Below are 15,428 nucleotides of genomic sequence, written 5' to 3'. Positions count from 1 at the left end.
GAGCCTCACACGTGTTGGGTGAACTTCCAGCAATTCTAGGTAGGTGTGTTGACTAGTGGAATTAACACCGAATTGGAAATTCCCTAAAACTGGCTATCAGCCGGGCAGTCATCTGCGCGCCCGCTCGCCGCGCAATCGCCACTGGACGAATCCGGCCGCACATCTCAGGATGAGACCTGATCTTCGCCAATGAGGAGTGCGTATGGTGGCCGAACCTGTCGGGCTGAACGGGCAGCGGGTGGACTGGCTGGCGGGCGGGGTCCGGCGTTCGATCGCCTCGGACCGGATTGTCGGCATCGCGGCGGAGTTGTTCCAGACGCGCGGGTTCGACCACGTGGGGATGGACGAGGTGGCGGGTGCGGCGGGCTGTTCGCGCGCCACGCTGTACCGCCATTTCCCGGGCAAGGCCGCATTGTTCGACGCGGTGATGGCGAAATCGGCGGTGGCCGTGGCCGAACGCGTGACCGCGGCGGTCCGCCGCTACGAGGGTTCGCGCCGGATCGTGGAGGCCATTCTGGCGTCGGTGCTGGCGGTGCGCTCGGACCCGGTGCTGGCCAAGGGGTTCGCGGGCAGCCGCGCGGGCGGCAGTGACGGGGCGTTCGCGAGTTCGCCGGAGCTGGGGCGGATCGCGACCCTGCTCACCGGGATCGCGCCCGATGACGAAGCGGCGCAATGGATCGTGCGCATGGTGCTGTCGCTGCTGACCTGGCCGCTGGCCGACGCCGCGAGCGAGCGGCGGATGGTGGAGCGGTTCATTCGCTGAGCTGGTTCACTTCGCTGAGCCGGGGGAGTGGGAGCAGCGGTGCGTCGGGGTCGAGGGTCAGGCCGCGCGCCTCGGCGGTGGCGGCGAGCGCCCCCCAGGCGAAGGCGGTCAGCTCGTCGGTGAGTTCCTTTGCGGTGATGACCGGTTCGTTGAGCCAGCGCAGCACGCCCAGGCCGACCGCGCCGAGCATGGCGTCCACCGCGAACTGGGTGTGATCGCCGTTCGCGCCGCGCAGCCGCAGCACTCCGGAGAAGAAGTCCGCGACTGTATCGGACAGTGGGCGGCCGTCCTCGATCAAGCGCGCCGCGCCGAAGGCCGTGATCACCTGTGAGCTGACGATGAAGTGAAAAAGGTTGGGGCGCTCGGCGACAAGATCGATATAGGCGGACAGTGCGGTGTGCACGGCATCGCGGATGGGGCCGGTCGGGTCCAGGTGCGGGGTGACCCGCTCGACGATGAGTTCCTGCACCCGCCCGCTGACCGCGGCCATCAACTCCACCTTGTCGCCGAAGAACCGATACAGCTTGGGACGCGGTATACCAGCGGTTTTCACCACATCGTCGATGGAGAGCTCGGCCCCGTGCGTGTCGATGGCGCGGATGGTGGCCTCGATGAGTTCGGCGCGGACCGAGGCGCGATGGGTGTGCCAGCGGTCGCTGCGGGCATCACCCTTCATCTCGGCCGGACGGTCGCGACGGGAGGCCATGCGGCAGATTGTAATTCGATTCGATACGGCCCACCCCTTGTGTGGTGTCTGGGACAATCCTACACTGGCCTTACATCGAACACGTAGTACTAGGTACTTAGTGTTGCACCAAGGATGGTCAGATGACGAATACCCTTCCGGCGCAGGCCTATCCGAAGGCCCGTCGCATCAAATTCCGTTTCGATCAACGCGATTCGCACGACAAGTACTTCGTCGAGAACGACATGGTCTACAGCCATTTCGTGGCCGGCATGTCCGGCGGCTTCCCGGCCGGCGAGGAATCCTTCATCCGCTCGGTCCGGCGCGTGACCGACCGGATCACCGATCCCCTGCTGCGCAAACGGGTCACCGGTTTCGTCGGGCAGGAGGCCATGCACGGCCAGGAACACCGCAAACTCAACGACAAGCTGGTCGAGATGGGTTATCCCATCAAGTGGCTGGACTCCCCGCAGGCCATCGAGCGCATGCTGCGCATCGAGGAGCGCATCTCGCCCGAAGTCCATCTGGCGATGACCGCGGCCGCCGAACACTACACCGCGGTGCTCGCGCAGCGGGTGCTCGGCAGCGACGAGATCCAGAACATTCCGGGTGACCCGGAAGTGTGGAACCTGTTGAATTGGCATGCGCTCGAGGAGCTCGAGCACAAGTCGGTGGCCTTCGACGTCTTCCGCGCGGTCGGCGGCAGCGAACGCACCCGCATCGGCGTCATGCTCGCCATGTACGCGCTGACCCTGCCGCTGACCTATGTCAGCCTGGCGGTGGCGGTCGGCCGGGACGAGAACGCGCGGCGGCAGCCGGTGCGCGTGGCCCGCGAGACCTATCGGCTGTTCACCGGGCCCATCTTCCGCGGCCTGATGCCGGAGCTGGCCAAGTACCTGCGCCCCGGCTTCCACCCCGACGACATCGACACCTCCGAGCTGCTGTCTCGCTGGCAGCGTGAGCTTTTCGGGAAAGACGGTCAGCTCGTCGACCACCTGAAGTAACCACAACTCCATCGCAAGAAAGGACCGACCAATGGCGATCGGTCGGCAGGAAAACTCCACTCTCGCGCCCTATCCGAAGGTGCGGCGCATGCGATTCCGGTTCGGTGAGCCCGAACCGATGGCACATCATTTCGTCCAGGGCGATATCCCACTCACCCATCTGATCGCGGTGCTCTCCGGAGCCTTCCCACCGGGCGAGGAATCCTTCATCCGGTCGGTGCGCAAATTCTCCGGGGAGATCACCGATCCCGTGCTCAAGAAGCGGGTGGCCGGATTCATCGGGCAGGAAGCGGTGCACGGGCAACAGCATCGGCGCTTGAACGACCAGCTCATCGCGAACGGCTTCCCGATCGTCCGGATCTTCACCTTCGGCAGCGACGCGCTGCGGGAGCGGGGTCTGATCGCGGTCGAGAACGCGGTGCCCCGGCAGGTGCACCTGGCCGTGACCGCGGCGGCCGAGCACTACACGGCCACCCTGGCCAAGCGGGTGCTGGGCACCCAGGAGATCCAGGACATCCCGGGCGATCCCGAGGTGTGGAATCTGTTGAACTGGCACGCTTTCGAGGAGCTCGAGCACAAGTCGGTGGCCTTCGACGTGTTCCGCGATGCCGGTGGAGCCGAGACGGTCCGCATCGGTGTGATGGCGGGCATGTACGTGTTCACCATTCCGGTGGTCGCGCTCGGTGTGTTCGCCTCCATCCTCAGTGATCCGCGCAGTTGGCGGCCGTTGAAGGTGCTGCGGCAATCGATCCGGCTCTACCGCGGTCCCATCGTGAAGGACCTGCTCAAGGAGATGCGCCCGTATATGCGGCCGGGCTTCCATCCCGACGATATCGATACCAACGCGCTGCTCGAGCAGTGGCGGCAGGAGCTGTTCGGCGCGGACGGCGAACTGCTGGACCGAATCGGCTGAGCCGGAGGCGAGGGATAGTGGGAAGAAACGGTGGCAGTGGTGTGCCCACCGCCCGCCCCGACCACGAGATCATCGTGGTCGGGGCCGGGTTCGGCGGCATCGGCACAGGGATCGCACTGCAGCGCAAAGGCATTCACGACTTCGTGATCGTCGACAAATGGGATCGGGTGGGCGGCACCTGGCATGCCAACACCTATCCCGGGGTGGCGGTGGACATTCCGTCGTTCATCTACAGCTTCTCCTACGAGCAGCGCGGGGACTGGTCGCGCATCTTCGCACCCGGCACCGAACTGCGTGACTACGCCGAGAGCATGGTCGACAAGTACGGGCTGCGCGACAAGCTGCGGTTGAACACCACCATCGTGGCGGCGGAGTTCGACGACCGGAACAGCCTGTGGCGGTTGAGCACCGACGGCGGGCAGAGGCTCACGGCGCGGTACATCGTGCTGGCCATCGGCGGGCTGGAACGGCCCAAGATGCCCGACATCGAGGGGCTCGACGACTTCGGCGGCACCCTCATGCACACCGCGATGTGGGATCACGATGTCTCGCTCGCGGGCAAGCGGGTGGCCGTCATCGGCACGGGAGCTACCGCGCTGCAGCTGATTCCGGCGATCGTGGACGAGACCGAGCAGCTGACCGTGTTCCAGCGGACGCCGATCTGGGTATTCCCAAAGAACGATGCCGAGGTCGGCCCGCTCGGCCGTCAGGTGTTGGGGAACCGCCGCATCCGCTCGGCGCTGCGACTGGTCGGCAATATCGGCACCGAGGTCGCCATGAGCGGCATGGTGGTCGGGCCGACCTGGCTGACCAATTCCGGACGGCGGCTGGCCGAAGCGCCGATCCGGCGCTGGATGCGGTCGCAGGTGAACGATCCCGAGCTGCGGGAGAAGCTCACGCCGCGTTACGGATTGGGCTGCAAGCGCCCGTCGATGTCCAACGACTACCTGCGGACGTTCAACCGCTCCGACGTCAGCCTGGTCACCGATTCCATCGCGCGGATCACCGAACGTGGCGTGGTCACCGTGGACGGCACCGAGCACGAGATCGACGTACTCGTCTGCGCCACCGGATTCAAGCTGTGGGACAAGGGTGCGATCCCGCCGTTCCCGGTGCGCGGGCGCGGCGGCAAGGATCTCGAACAGTTCTGGGACGAGCATCGCTACCAGTCCTACCAGGGTGTTTCGGTGCCGGGGTTCCCGAACTCCTTCACCATCACCGGTCCCTACGGGTTCGTGCTCGGCTCCTACATCTGGATGATCGAGGCCACCTCGGCGCATCTGGCCCGGGTCATCGCGGAATCGCGGGCGCGCGGCACCACCGAGGTCGAGATCCGCCAGGAGGTGCACGACGAGTACTTCCAGCGGTGTCTGCGGCGGCAGGAGAAGAACTTCCTGTTCACCTCGGTCTGCGAGGGCTCCAACACCTACTACCTCGACAATCACGGCGACTCCCCGTTCCGCCCGTCCACGCACGGCGAGATGTATTGGCAGAACCGCCATTTCGATCTCGACGTGTACCGCTACACCGTCGGCGCGCCCGTCGTGGCCCAGCCGTCCGCGCTCTCCGAAGAGGTCTCGTGAAACTCAACTCCATCGACCCGAAGCTCGTCGTCGTCACCGGCGCGGGCAGCGGGATCGGGCGAGCGACGGCACTTCGGTTCGCGCGCATGGGATCCCAGGTGATCGTCTCGGACATCGACAAGGACGCGGCGCTGGCCACCGTGGCGCTCATCCAGTCCAAGGGGCAGCGGGCGACGGCCATGCAGCTCGACGTCACCGACCCGCACGCCTGGGCGGCGTTCACCCGCGACGTGCACGCCGACCACGGGGTGCCCGACGTGCTGGTCAACAATGCCGGAATCTTGGTCAGCGGAGCGTTTCTCGACCTCGAACCGGAGGACTGGGAGCGGCAGCTGAGCGTCAACCTGCTCGGTGTCGTGTACGGCTGCCGCGCGTTCGGGCGGCTCATGATCGACGAGGGCAAGCGCGGGCACATCGTGAATATCGCCTCCGCGGCGGCCTTCACTCCGACCCCGGTAATGGCGGCGTACTCGGTGTCCAAGGCCGGGGTGAAGATGCTGACCGAATGCCTGCGGCTGGAACTCGCGCCCAAAGGCGTTGGTGTGAGCGCGATCTGCCCCGGTGTGATCAACACCAATATCGGGGAGCATGCCGTCGCGGTCGGTGTGGATCCGGCACTGGTGGAACGTGGCAAGCAGATCGCCGCGCAGATTCAGGAGCTCGCGGAGCGGCTGCCGTTCTCGCCGATGAGTCCCGACCTGGTCGCACGTGCCGTGGTGCGCTCCATCCGCTTCGATCTCGCCGTCGTTCCGGTGCGGACCGAAGCCTGGCTCGGCTACTTCATGCTGCGCATTGCGCCCGGCGTGAATCGCCGCATGACCCAGCCGCTTTCGATGGATCGCATCCAGTCGCTCGGTGAGCTGGTACTGGGCAGAGGGGGAGGCCCCAGGTGAATGCTCGCGCCCACGAACTCAAGGTGCGCGAAGTCATCAGCGAGACCGCCGATGCGGTCTCGCTGATCTTCGATATCCCCACCGACCTGACCGGCCGTTTCACCTACACGCCGGGCCAGTATCTGACGCTGCGTGTGCCCAGTGAGCGCACGGGATCGGTCGCTCGCTGCTATTCGCTGTCGAGCAGCCCGCACGGCGACGAACGCCCCACCGTCACGATCAAACGCACGCCCGGCGGGTACGGCTCGAACTGGTTGTGCGACAACGTCTCCGCGGGTGACATTCTCACGGTCCTGGAACCGGTGGGCAACTTCACGCCCCGCTCGTGGAACCGCGATCTGCTGCTGTGTGCGGCGGGCAGCGGCATCACCCCGATCATGTCGATCCTCAAATCGGCGCTGCGCTTGGGCCGCGGCGAGATCGCGGTCCTCTATGCGAATCGGGATCGGCCGTCGATCATATTCGCGGCGCAACTGCAGGAGTTGGTCCGCCGGTATCCGCGTCGCCTGACCGTGGTGCACTGGTTGGAGTCCGAGCGTGGAATCCCCACCGCCCGCGGCATCGCCGGGCTGGCCCGACCCTACCGGCGACACGAGATATACCTTTGCGGCCCAGTGGGTTTCACCTCGGCCGTGAAACAGGGATTGGGGCAGCTGCGGGTGCCCGAACGGGCCATTCGGGAGGAGAAGTACCGCTCGCTCACCGACAACCCCTTCGAGCATGCCACCGTGGCGCACGCCGATCCCGATCCGGTCGGCCCGGCCCCCGTGGCCTCGGCCGAATCCGCCATCGTTACCGTCGATATCGACGGCGAGACGCACACCCTGCCCTGGCCGCGAAACAAGAAGCTGCTCGACGTCCTGCTCGACCACGGCATCGACGCACCCTACGTCTGCCGCGAATCCGCCTGTGCCACCTGCATCTGCTCGGTCAAGCAGGGCCGCACCCGCATGCTCATGAACGAATCCCTCATCGAGGAGGAACTGGCCCAGGGCCTGACCCTGGCCTGCCAGACCCTGCCCGAATCCGATTCGCTGCACATCTCTTTCGATCAGTAGCGGCCGGACGCGCGAATCAGGCGGCGGGAGTGAGCAGTCCGTCGATGATCCGGCGCGCCATGGCCACGCTGTTCTCGTCGTCCAGGCGCAGCTCCTGATTGACCGTGGTCAGCAGGGCATTGACCTGGAAGGCGGCCAGATCGGGATCGATCGGGGCGATCTCACCGGCGGCGAGGGCCGCGCGGAACTGGGTGGCGAGAATCTCGACCCACTCCCGTCGCTGCCGACGCAGCTCGTCGCGGATCGGCCCGGTGCGGCTGTCGAAGATCGGGAGGTTCGCACCCCAGAAGCAACCGCCGGGGAACAGCGGCGCGACGACGTAATCCATCCAGCGATCGACGAGCGCGCGCAGCCGGGCGACGCCCGCGGGGGAGTCCTGCGCGGGCCGCACGACCGCGTCGAGGAACTCCGCTCGCGCCGCCTCGACGGTCGCGAGCTGCAGCTTCTCCTTGGTCCGGAACAGCGTCTGAATTCCCGCCTTGCTGACCCCGAGATCGTCGGCCAGTCGGCCGAAGCTGAGCCCGTCGAGGCCGTCGGTCGAGGCGATATCGACCGCGCGCTCGGTCACCGCGAGTCGTGATCGCGCCCCGCGCAGCAATCGCCGATCACCGCTTTCGGCGCTCGTCTCGGCCTCGGAAGTGTCCATACAGCCGATCGTATGCCGTTTTTCGATCCGATGGTCGCAACCCTTGCGATGTACATACGCCCGACCGTATTCTTTTTTTTCGTCTGACGAGAAGGGGAGCCTGATGGATGGCGTAACTACCGCACGGAACGCGACCGCGGACGCATCGGCGGCCTCGCCGCCGCCTCGCGATCGTTCGACGGCGATCGTGTGGATCCTGTGTTCGGCCGCGTTCATGGCCATGCTCGACGTCTTCGTCGTGAACGTGGCCTTCACGAAAATCGGTGAGTCCTACCGGGGTTCGTCGCTGGCGGATGTCAGCTGGGTGCTCAACGGGTACGCGATCGTCTATGCGGCGCTGCTGATTCCGGCGGGCCGATTCTCCGACCGGTTCGGGCGCAAGGCCGGATTCCTGGTCGGGCTGGGCGTTTTCACGCTGGCGAGCCTGGCGTGCGCGGTGGCACCGACCCTGTGGGCGTTGGTCGCGTTCCGGGTGGTGCAGGCGGTCGGCGCGGCCGCCTTGACCCCGGCCAGCCTGGGGCTGTTGTTGACGGTGCTGCCGGGAGCTCGGGTGCCGGGCGCGGTGAAGATCTGGGCGACGACGAGTTCCTTCGCCGCCGCGGTCGGCCCGGTGGTCGGCGGGGCGCTGGTCGAGGCGTCCTGGCGGTGGGTGTTCCTGATCAACCTGCCGGTGGGCGTGGCAGCGGCCGTCGCGGCGGTGCGGCTGGTGCCGAATCGGCACGAGCGCATGCCTTCTCGCCTGCCCGACCTGTTCGGGACGGCCTTGCTGATCGTGGCCATCGGTGCGTTGTCACTCGGGTTGGTGAAGAGCGGCGACTGGTCGTGGCACGGTGGCGCGACGATCACCACGCTGGTGATCGCGGTGATCGGGGTGGCCTGGTTCGTGATTCGGATTGTGCGGCAACCGAATCCGGTGGTCTCGCCCGACTTGTTCCGGGTGCCGACCTTCGTCTGGGCGAATATCACCGTGCTGGCGTTCTGCACCGCCTTCGGGGCGTGGTTCCTCAGTATCGCGCTGTGGCTGGAGAATTCGGCCCACTTCAGCACCATCGCCACCGGGCTCGCCATTCTCCCGGGGCCGAGCATGGTGCCGATCTTCGCGGCCGTCAGCCAGCGGCTGATCAAGCGCATGCCGGTGGGTGCCGTTGTCGCTCTCGGGAATCTGCTGTTGGCCGCCGGTGTCCTACTGGTTCTGGCCAGTGCGGGTACGCCGGTGCACTATGCCACCGATGTGCTGCCCGGTTGGGTGATCTCCGGTATCGGTATCGGCCTCGCGTTGCCCAGCATGATCGCCTCGGCCGCCGTCGATCTGCCACCGGAGCAGTCGGCCACCGGCAGCGCGGTGGTGAACACCGCCCGCCAGCTCGGCTATGTGCTGGGGGTGGCGGTGTTGATCGCGGTGCTCGGTTCGCTCGATACCACCGCGGACCGCATGGTGACCGGCTTCCGGCACGGGTGGGTGTTCGTGGCGATCGTCGCGGTGGTCGGTGCCGCAACGGCATTCGGCATCACGCCCCGCTCGCGTCGGCCGGAATAGGAGTCGACGATGCCGAATAGTGCTCTGACAGAACAGAATGACCCCTACTGCCTCTCCGATCTCACCGCCGCGGGCCTGCTGTACGCCGCGCCCTGGCGACGATTCGGGGTGGTCGGCGACAGCCTGTCGGCCGGTGTCGGGGAGCCCACGCCCGGCTACCGAAACCTGGGCTGGTCGGACCGGGTCGCCGAGGTGCTGCGGCGGGTGCGCCCGGATATGCGGTACCTCAACACGTCCGAGATCGGCGCCACCACGGCCCGGACCCTGGCCGACCAGTTCGACCGCATGCTCGACTTCGAGCCGGATCTCCTGCATCTGCCCAGTGGTCCAAACGACATCCTGCGGCGGGAGCCCGATTTCGACGAGATCGAGCGGACCATGCGACGCATGTACCGGCTCGCGGCCGACACCGGTGCGCTACTGACAACCTTCACGATGGGGCGTGCGTTCGTCGTGCCCGCATATCCCGACTGGGACAAGCGGATTCGGACGGTCACCGACATCACCCGCCGACTCGCGGCCGAGTACGGGGCGGTGGTCTTCGATATGTGGGATCACCCCTTCAACAACCGCGACAACCTGGTCAGCGCCGATCAAATCCACTTCTCGACCTCGGGCCAGGCGGTGATGGCGGCCGTAGCGGTGCAGGAACTCGCCCACGTGCTCTCGACCGGCCGCTGATCCTCAAGAGTGCGCGGCAATGCGGGAGAGGGCTCGGGCCAATCGTTCGAGCCACTCCCGCTTGTCGCCGGACACCTGGGGATGCCTGCGCCGGAACCTATCCCAGTCCACCTTCCAGGCCAGGATGTCTTCGGCCTCGAAATCCGCTGTCCTGTCACCGAACACCTTGCGTAACAAGGATCGGGTGAGGTGGGTGCGTGGGGACTCCGCCAGCAGGACGGCGTCGTAGAGATCCTTGCCCGCGCCGCCGTCGAAACCGTCACCGTAGATCTCCACCTCGTGCGCATCGGTGTAGAGCCACAACAGCTTCCAGGCCAGCGACAGTTCCGGCCCGGCCGTGGCGCACGGGGTGGGCGCGCGACCCTCACCGCGCGGGATCAGGGTCCAGACCGGTGAGTCGAAGACGGCCTGGTCGGCCGCGAAATCCAGTTGGATGCGACCGGACATCGGCTCGGGGCCCAGCGTGTACCAGGGGACATGGAGGCGCAGGCCCGGGGTGTCGCCGTAGTCGAGGGCATAGTCCTCGAAGGATCCGGTCTCGATGCCGTCGGCGCTCAGGACCACACCCGCCGAGGCCACCGGTTGCCGCCGAATCGTCTCGATCAGGCAGTCCCGCAAGGGAGTCCAGGTGTGATTCTCCAGGTAGTCCGTGAGATCCACCCAGTGCAGGCCCTCCGGCGGCAGAGCCGGACGCAGCCCGAACGTCTCGAACTGCTCGTCCTCCCACATCTCGCCGTCGACCGCGCCGAACGCCGCCTCCGGCCAATGCTGCACCCAGGACAGGTCTTCCACGAACGGGAACGGATCCGCGGTATCGGTGAACGCGATATCGGTCGGCTCCGGCACGATCCAATCCAGATCCGCCGGCTCCCGCGCCGCCGCACCCACCCACGCGGCCATGGTCATACTCCCGCGCAGCACCAGCCCACGCCCCCACGATGATTCGGCGATCAGCGCCAGTACATGATCCAGCGCGGACCGGTGCGCGGCACGAAACCGCGGTGAGTTCTCCACACCTCGCGACGCTAGGGCAGGGGTGTGACAACGGCGCGAATAACCATGGTGCGCAACGGCATTTCGAACGGGCCGTCGGCCGTCTCGGGTCGGCTGTGCAGATACGTCGAGATGTGATCGAGCAGGACCGTGCGATCGTCCGGCGGAATCACGAGGGTGTGGGAGTGGGTTCCGATGGTGGCGGTGAGGGATTCGACGGTGCGCCGATGCGAATGCGGGAACGTCGCCGTCTCGAAGGGGGTGAACAGGGGATGGCTGGGTAGCTCGCCCGACTGCTTGGCCGAGGGGAAGGACGCATTCGACCGCGAGACCTGTTCGAGCCCGGCCACCCACTCCACGGAGAGGTCGGGTTCGTTCCAGAACGCCGCCAGCACACCGCCGGGCCGCAGCACCCGCGCGATCTCGGGAAACGCGCGCGGCAGATCGAACCAGTGCAGGGCCTGGCCCACCAGTACGGCATCCACCGAATCCGTCGGCAGCGGAATCGATTCCGCGGTCCCGGCGAGCGCGGTCACCTCCGGAAACCGCTCCGCCAGCACCGCACGCATCCCGTCATCGGGCTCGACCGCGGTCACCTGCGCGCCCGCGGCGAGGACCACCCCGGTGAGCTTCCCGGTCCCCGCCGCGAGGTCGAGCACTCGTACCTTGTCGCCCGCCACCGGTTCCAGCGCCCACCGCACTCCGGCCGCCGGATAGTCCGGCCGATGTTCGTCATAGGTGGCCGCCTCCGCTCCGAACGACCGCGCCCGTCGTTCCCGAAGCTCCTGATCCGCTCCCGCATTGCTGAATTGGCTCATTCGGCCAGGATAGGACCGCCGGTCAAGAGAAATAGCGGGCGTTTTCGGCGATGAAGTGGACCTGGTCGGTGGGTACGTCGTCCTCGTAGTAGATCGCCTCCACCGGGCAGACCGGTTCACAGGCGGCGCAGTCGACGCATTCGTCAGGGTTGATGTAGGCCATGCGCTCGCCGATGGCGATGCAGTTGATCGGGCATTCTTCCAGGCAGGCTTTGTCGAGCACATCGACACAGGCGGCTCCGATCACGAATGTCACGGGGCGCTCCTTCGGTTTTCGTCTCCGCGACTTGCGGATACGAATGATCCTGGTGCGGACACGGGGGAGTGGCTAGGGCGCCGAACGCGATCACGTCATAAGGTGGGCTTATGAGCTTGCCGTCGGGGACGCCGGATCTGGAGTCGCTGGAGCTGCTGGTTTCCGTGGCGGAGTTGGGGAGTTTGGGGGCCGCGGCGCGGCGGCACGGAATCAGTCAGCCCGCGGCGAGCATGCGGGTCACTGCGCTGGAGCGGCGGGTGGGTTTGCGGCTGCTGGATCGGGGGCGGACGGGTTCGGTGCTGACCGACGCCGGGCAGGCCGTGGTCGAGCTGGGACGGCCGGTGCTGGCGGCGGCGCTGGAGTTGACCGACGGCATCAAGGCATTGCAGAGCGTTCCGCGCTCGAGCCTGCGCATCCTGGCCTCGACGACGCTTGCCGACCATCGCATTCCGCATTGGCTGACGGCGCTGCGGAAGCTGCATCCGGAGTTGGCGGTGACGCTGGATGTGGCGAACTCCCGTCAGGTCACGACCGCCGTCCGGGATCGCGAGGCGGTACTGGGTTTCGTCGAAGGACCGCAGCCGCCAACGGGATTGGGCAGCCGGGTGCTGGCCGCCGATGAGCTGGTGGTGGTTGTCGCGCCCCACCATCCGTGGGCCACCCGCCGCCGCGCCCTGACCCCGCGCGAGCTCGCCGACACCCCGCTGCTGTGGCGGGAGAAGGGCTCCGGGACCCGGGACACGGTGTGGGAGACCCTGGAAATGCACGGCACGCCCGCCCCACCCGCCGCCGAACTCGGTTCCGCCGCGGCGATTCTCACCACTGCCCGCAGCGGTGCCGCCCCGGCCGTGGTGAGCCGCCTGATCGTGGCTCACGAACTGCGGGCGGGCACGCTCCGTGAGATACCGCTGGCCGAGGAGATGACCTTGACCAGGAAGTTCCGTGCGATCTGGCATCGCCGCACCCCGCCCACCGGCCCCGCCGCCGACCTGGTCGAACTCGCCGCCCGCATCGAAGCGGCCCGTACCCGCAGGCATTAGGCCGACCAGCGTTGTCGGGCAGACGATTTCGACCAGGGCTCGAGGTCAGGGGCGAGTCAGTTCGGCGCGCGCGGCGGTGACCATGGTGGTGATGGCGGTGGGAAGCGCCTGGCCGGGGTCCGGAGCGAAGCGCGGGGAGTGGTTGGATGGGAAGTGTGGCGGCAGTGCGCCTTCCGACAGCATGAACGCCTGATCCTCCGGGGTGAACCGGGCCGGATCGATGCCGCCGATGTGCCAGAAGACGGACGGGGCCTTGGCCGCCGTGCCGAACGCGCCGAAGTCCTCGCTGCCGGTGATGGGGCGTTCCATCGGCATGACGGGAAGTCCCGCCTCGGTGAGGGTGGCCAGCACCCGTTCGGTGTCGCCGGGGGTGTTCTCGGTGACCGGGAAGTGGTCGTAGAACTCGACTTTGGGCTCCTGGGGCGCGCCCGCGGCGGCGGCCTCGGCCTCGGCCATGCGCTGGATGCCCTCGATCATGTGATCGCGGGAGCCGTCGGTGAAGGTGCGCAGGCTCAGCAGCACCTCGGAGGTGTCGGCGATGATATTGGGCCGGGTGCCCGCGTGCAGCGCGCCCGCGGTCAGCACGGGGGTGGACGCGGTCGCGGTCTGGCGGGCGGTGAGCGACTGCAGGCGCACCACCAGCGAGGCCGCCATCAGCAGCGGATCGATGGCCGTATGCGGCTGGGAGGCATGACCGCCCCGGCCCAGGAAGGTGACGCGAACCGAATCGGAGGCGGCCATCAGGGTCCCCGGCTTGGACAGGATGATGCCCGCGGGCAGCGGGCTCACATGCTGGCCCAGCACGATGCGCGGATGCGGAAAACGTTCCAGCAGACCGTCATTGACCATCCCCTGCGCACCCGAACCGGTCTCCTCGGCGGGCTGGAACAGTGCGACCACGGTGCCGGGCAACGGATTCGCGGCCAGCTCCGCACAGGTGCCGAGCAGCGCGGTGACATGCACATCGTGACCGCAGGCATGCATGACGCCGGGCACGGTGGAGGCGTAGTCGAGGCCGGTCTCCTCCTGCACCGGCAGCGCATCCATATCGGCCCGCAACCAGATCACCGGGCCGGGACCGCTCTGCAGCACGCCGACAACGCCGGTGCCGCCGACGTTCTCGGTCACCTCCCAGCCGGGCAGCGCCCGCAGCTCCTCGGCCACCAGGCGGGCGGTGGCGTGCTCCTGGCTCGACAGCTCCGGGTGCGCGTGCAGCTGCCGATACACCTGCTGCCAGTGCTCGCCGTCCAGAAGCCGTGGTGCGGCAGCGGCGGATGCGCTCATGTGAGACTCTCCTTCGAGGGGACGGGCGCCGGTGCGCGCCGGGACAGCTTCGTCCGGAACGCCTCGGCGGTTTGCGGGACCAGGGCCGCTGCGACCAGGGCCAGCAGCGGTCCGGCGGCCATTGTTTCGAAAGCCGTGGTGTACGAAAGCCGATCGGTGATGAACCCGAAGGCCGCCGGGGCCAGCACCCCGGCCAACTGACCGCCGAAGATGATCACCCCGGTGGCCGCCCCGATCGTCGCGCTCGGCAGCGCGCGCAACGGCACCGCGAACGCGGGCATGTAGGCCAGCCCGGCGGCCAGGCTCATCAGCGTGCCCACCAGCACGAACAGCGGGAAAGGCTCGGCGCGCGGCAGCACGAAAAGCAGTGCGGCGGTACAGGCCATCGCCGGGACCACGATCATCCGCGGCCGCCCGCCGATCCGGTCGGAGAGCCGCGCGCCGAGCACCACCCCGGCCGCCGCGGCGAGTGTGGTCGGCACCGCCGCGAAGGCGATGTGGCCCATGGAGATGTGGCGCTGGTCGTGCAGGAAGGTCGGTGTCCACGAGGTGACACCCCACACCAGCACGTCATAGCCGAAGAAGATAACCGCGAACCCCAGCAGTGCGGGGGAGAACAACACCGCCCGGCGTTCGGTCTTGTCGCCGAGGCCCGCCATCGGAATCTCGTCCTGCACCAGCGGTTCCGGCATCCACCGCCGCCACGCCAGGATCACCGCCACCCCCAGCACCGAGATGACGCCGAACATGGCCCGCCAGCCCACCGTCGGCAGCATCACCCCGGCGATCGCCGCCGCCAGCAGCAGGCCCGCGGCGTTGGAGGCATTGGTCCAGCCCGCCGCGGTCGTGCGTTGTTCGGGCCGACTGCGTTCGGCCAAGGCCTTGATGGCGGCCGCGGGAAAGACGCCCTGTACCAACCCGAACAGGAAGCGGATGCTCATCAGCGCCGCGAAAGACCAGGCCACGGCGGTCAATCCGGTGAAGACCGACCAGGCCGTGAGCCCAATGACGCCCACCTTCAACGCGCCGTAGCGGTCCGCCAGCAACCCGCCGGGAATCTGGATGAGCGCGTACGGGATGAAGAACACCGACACCAGCAGACCCTGTTGGGTGTGGGAGAGACCGAGATCGTCGCCGATGGACGGCAGCGCGAAATTGATGACGGTCCGGTCGATGTAATCGACCACCCACGCCGCGAACAGCAGCATGATGGTTATCCGGGTGGTGCGTGGCATCCAAGCCCCTTCACGGCGGGAGGAGTGGCTGAACTGCCA

The 15,428-nt window shown here is 67.4% G+C and carries 15 protein-coding genes and 1 pseudogene; 9 read left to right on the top strand and 7 right to left on the bottom strand.

The genetic code is table 11. The annotated features are described in order from the left end of the window. The first annotated feature begins 202 nt into the window (after nt 1-202). On the top strand, nt 203-763 hold the full coding sequence (locus tag ACYVN4_RS41795) for a TetR/AcrR family transcriptional regulator (protein ID WP_460729253.1): 561 nt from the start codon (nt 203-205) through the stop codon (nt 761-763). Here ACYVN4_RS41795 and ACYVN4_RS41790 read toward each other — a convergent pair. After that, on the bottom strand, nt 753-1,469 hold the full coding sequence (locus tag ACYVN4_RS41790) for a TetR/AcrR family transcriptional regulator (protein WP_460729251.1): 717 nt from the start codon (nt 1,467-1,469) through the stop codon (nt 753-755). The two genes, ACYVN4_RS41795 and ACYVN4_RS41790, sit on opposite strands and share 11 nt — an antisense overlap. Before the next feature lie 122 nt (nt 1,470-1,591). Here ACYVN4_RS41790 and ACYVN4_RS41785 point away from each other — a divergent pair, with 122 nt between their 5' ends. From ACYVN4_RS41785 to ACYVN4_RS41765, 5 genes are read left to right on the top strand one after another with little or no spacing between them, the layout of a single operon-like run. Then, a complete protein-coding gene (locus ACYVN4_RS41785) occupies nt 1,592-2,452 on the top strand; it encodes a metal-dependent hydrolase (protein ID WP_460729249.1) in 861 nt (286 codons plus the stop codon). Between the two features lie 31 nt (nt 2,453-2,483). Next, nucleotides 2,484-3,365: a metal-dependent hydrolase gene (locus tag ACYVN4_RS41780; RefSeq protein ID WP_460729247.1), complete on the top strand. Its 882-nt coding sequence runs from the start codon at nt 2,484-2,486 to the stop codon at nt 3,363-3,365. 41 nt (nt 3,366-3,406) lie between these two features. Continuing rightward, complete coding sequence (locus ACYVN4_RS41775; RefSeq protein ID WP_460729245.1) at nt 3,407-4,948, top strand: flavin-containing monooxygenase; 1,542 nt, start codon at nt 3,407-3,409, stop codon at nt 4,946-4,948. Continuing rightward, nucleotides 4,945-5,841, top strand: a complete 897-nt coding sequence (locus ACYVN4_RS41770) for an SDR family NAD(P)-dependent oxidoreductase (protein WP_460729243.1) — start codon at nt 4,945-4,947, stop codon at nt 5,839-5,841. Before ACYVN4_RS41775 ends, ACYVN4_RS41770 begins: the two co-directional genes overlap by 4 nt. After that, nucleotides 5,838-6,899: a 2Fe-2S iron-sulfur cluster-binding protein gene (locus ACYVN4_RS41765; RefSeq protein ID WP_460729241.1), complete on the top strand. Its 1,062-nt coding sequence runs from the start codon at nt 5,838-5,840 to the stop codon at nt 6,897-6,899. The genes ACYVN4_RS41770 and ACYVN4_RS41765 overlap by 4 nt, the downstream gene beginning before the upstream one ends. A 16-nt stretch (nt 6,900-6,915) precedes the next feature. On the opposite strand, the gene ACYVN4_RS41760 is transcribed toward ACYVN4_RS41765, so the two are convergent. After that, nucleotides 6,916-7,545 (bottom strand): TetR/AcrR family transcriptional regulator, encoded by a 630-nt coding sequence (locus tag ACYVN4_RS41760; protein WP_460729239.1) that lies wholly within the window; start codon nt 7,543-7,545, stop codon nt 6,916-6,918. A 103-nt stretch (nt 7,546-7,648) separates the two neighbouring features. Between ACYVN4_RS41760 and ACYVN4_RS41755 the strand changes: the two genes are divergently transcribed. Together ACYVN4_RS41755 and ACYVN4_RS41750 are read left to right on the top strand one after the other, a co-directional pair. After that, the gene (locus ACYVN4_RS41755) at nt 7,649-9,082 is read left to right on the top strand and encodes an MFS transporter (RefSeq protein ID WP_460729237.1); all 1,434 of its coding nucleotides are present in this window, start codon (nt 7,649-7,651) and stop codon (nt 9,080-9,082) included. 9 nt (nt 9,083-9,091) lie between these two features. Next, nucleotides 9,092-9,763: an SGNH/GDSL hydrolase family protein gene (locus tag ACYVN4_RS41750; protein ID WP_460729235.1), complete on the top strand. Its 672-nt coding sequence runs from the start codon at nt 9,092-9,094 to the stop codon at nt 9,761-9,763. Nucleotides 9,764-9,766: 3 nt separating this feature from the next. On the opposite strand, the gene ACYVN4_RS41745 is transcribed toward ACYVN4_RS41750, so the two are convergent. From ACYVN4_RS41745 to ACYVN4_RS41735, 3 genes and pseudogenes are all read right to left on the bottom strand, one after another. Beyond that, a complete protein-coding gene (locus ACYVN4_RS41745; RefSeq protein WP_460729232.1) occupies nt 9,767-10,777 on the bottom strand; it encodes a nucleotidyl transferase AbiEii/AbiGii toxin family protein in 1,011 nt (336 codons plus the stop codon). An 11-nt stretch (nt 10,778-10,788) separates the two neighbouring features. Continuing rightward, nucleotides 10,789-11,574, bottom strand: coding sequence for a class I SAM-dependent methyltransferase (locus ACYVN4_RS41740; RefSeq protein WP_460729230.1), 786 nt, complete (start codon nt 11,572-11,574; stop codon nt 10,789-10,791). Nucleotides 11,575-11,599: 25 nt separating this feature from the next. Continuing rightward, nucleotides 11,600-11,830 (bottom strand): annotated as a pseudogene (locus tag ACYVN4_RS41735) (indolepyruvate ferredoxin oxidoreductase subunit alpha); the annotation flags it as partial. Nucleotides 11,831-11,940: 110 nt separating this feature from the next. Between ACYVN4_RS41735 and ACYVN4_RS41730 the strand changes: the two are divergent. Next, nucleotides 11,941-12,870: a LysR family transcriptional regulator gene (locus ACYVN4_RS41730; protein ID WP_460729228.1), complete on the top strand. Its 930-nt coding sequence runs from the start codon at nt 11,941-11,943 to the stop codon at nt 12,868-12,870. Between the two features lie 45 nt (nt 12,871-12,915). On the opposite strand, the gene ACYVN4_RS41725 is transcribed toward ACYVN4_RS41730, so the two are convergent. Beyond that, nucleotides 12,916-14,154, bottom strand: a complete 1,239-nt coding sequence (locus ACYVN4_RS41725) for an amidohydrolase (protein WP_460729226.1) — start codon at nt 14,152-14,154, stop codon at nt 12,916-12,918. Beyond that, nucleotides 14,151-15,389 carry an MFS transporter gene (locus ACYVN4_RS41720; RefSeq protein ID WP_460729224.1) on the bottom strand — a complete coding sequence of 413 codons (1,239 nt, stop codon included), beginning with the start codon at nt 15,387-15,389 and terminating at the stop codon, nt 14,151-14,153. The genes ACYVN4_RS41725 and ACYVN4_RS41720 overlap by 4 nt, the downstream gene beginning before the upstream one ends. Nucleotides 15,390-15,428: the final 39 nt, after the last annotated feature.

The organism is Nocardia heshunensis (assembly GCF_054782115.1).
The sequence above is the reverse complement of the archived record's forward strand: the minus strand, read 5'-3'. Positions and strand labels throughout refer to the sequence as shown.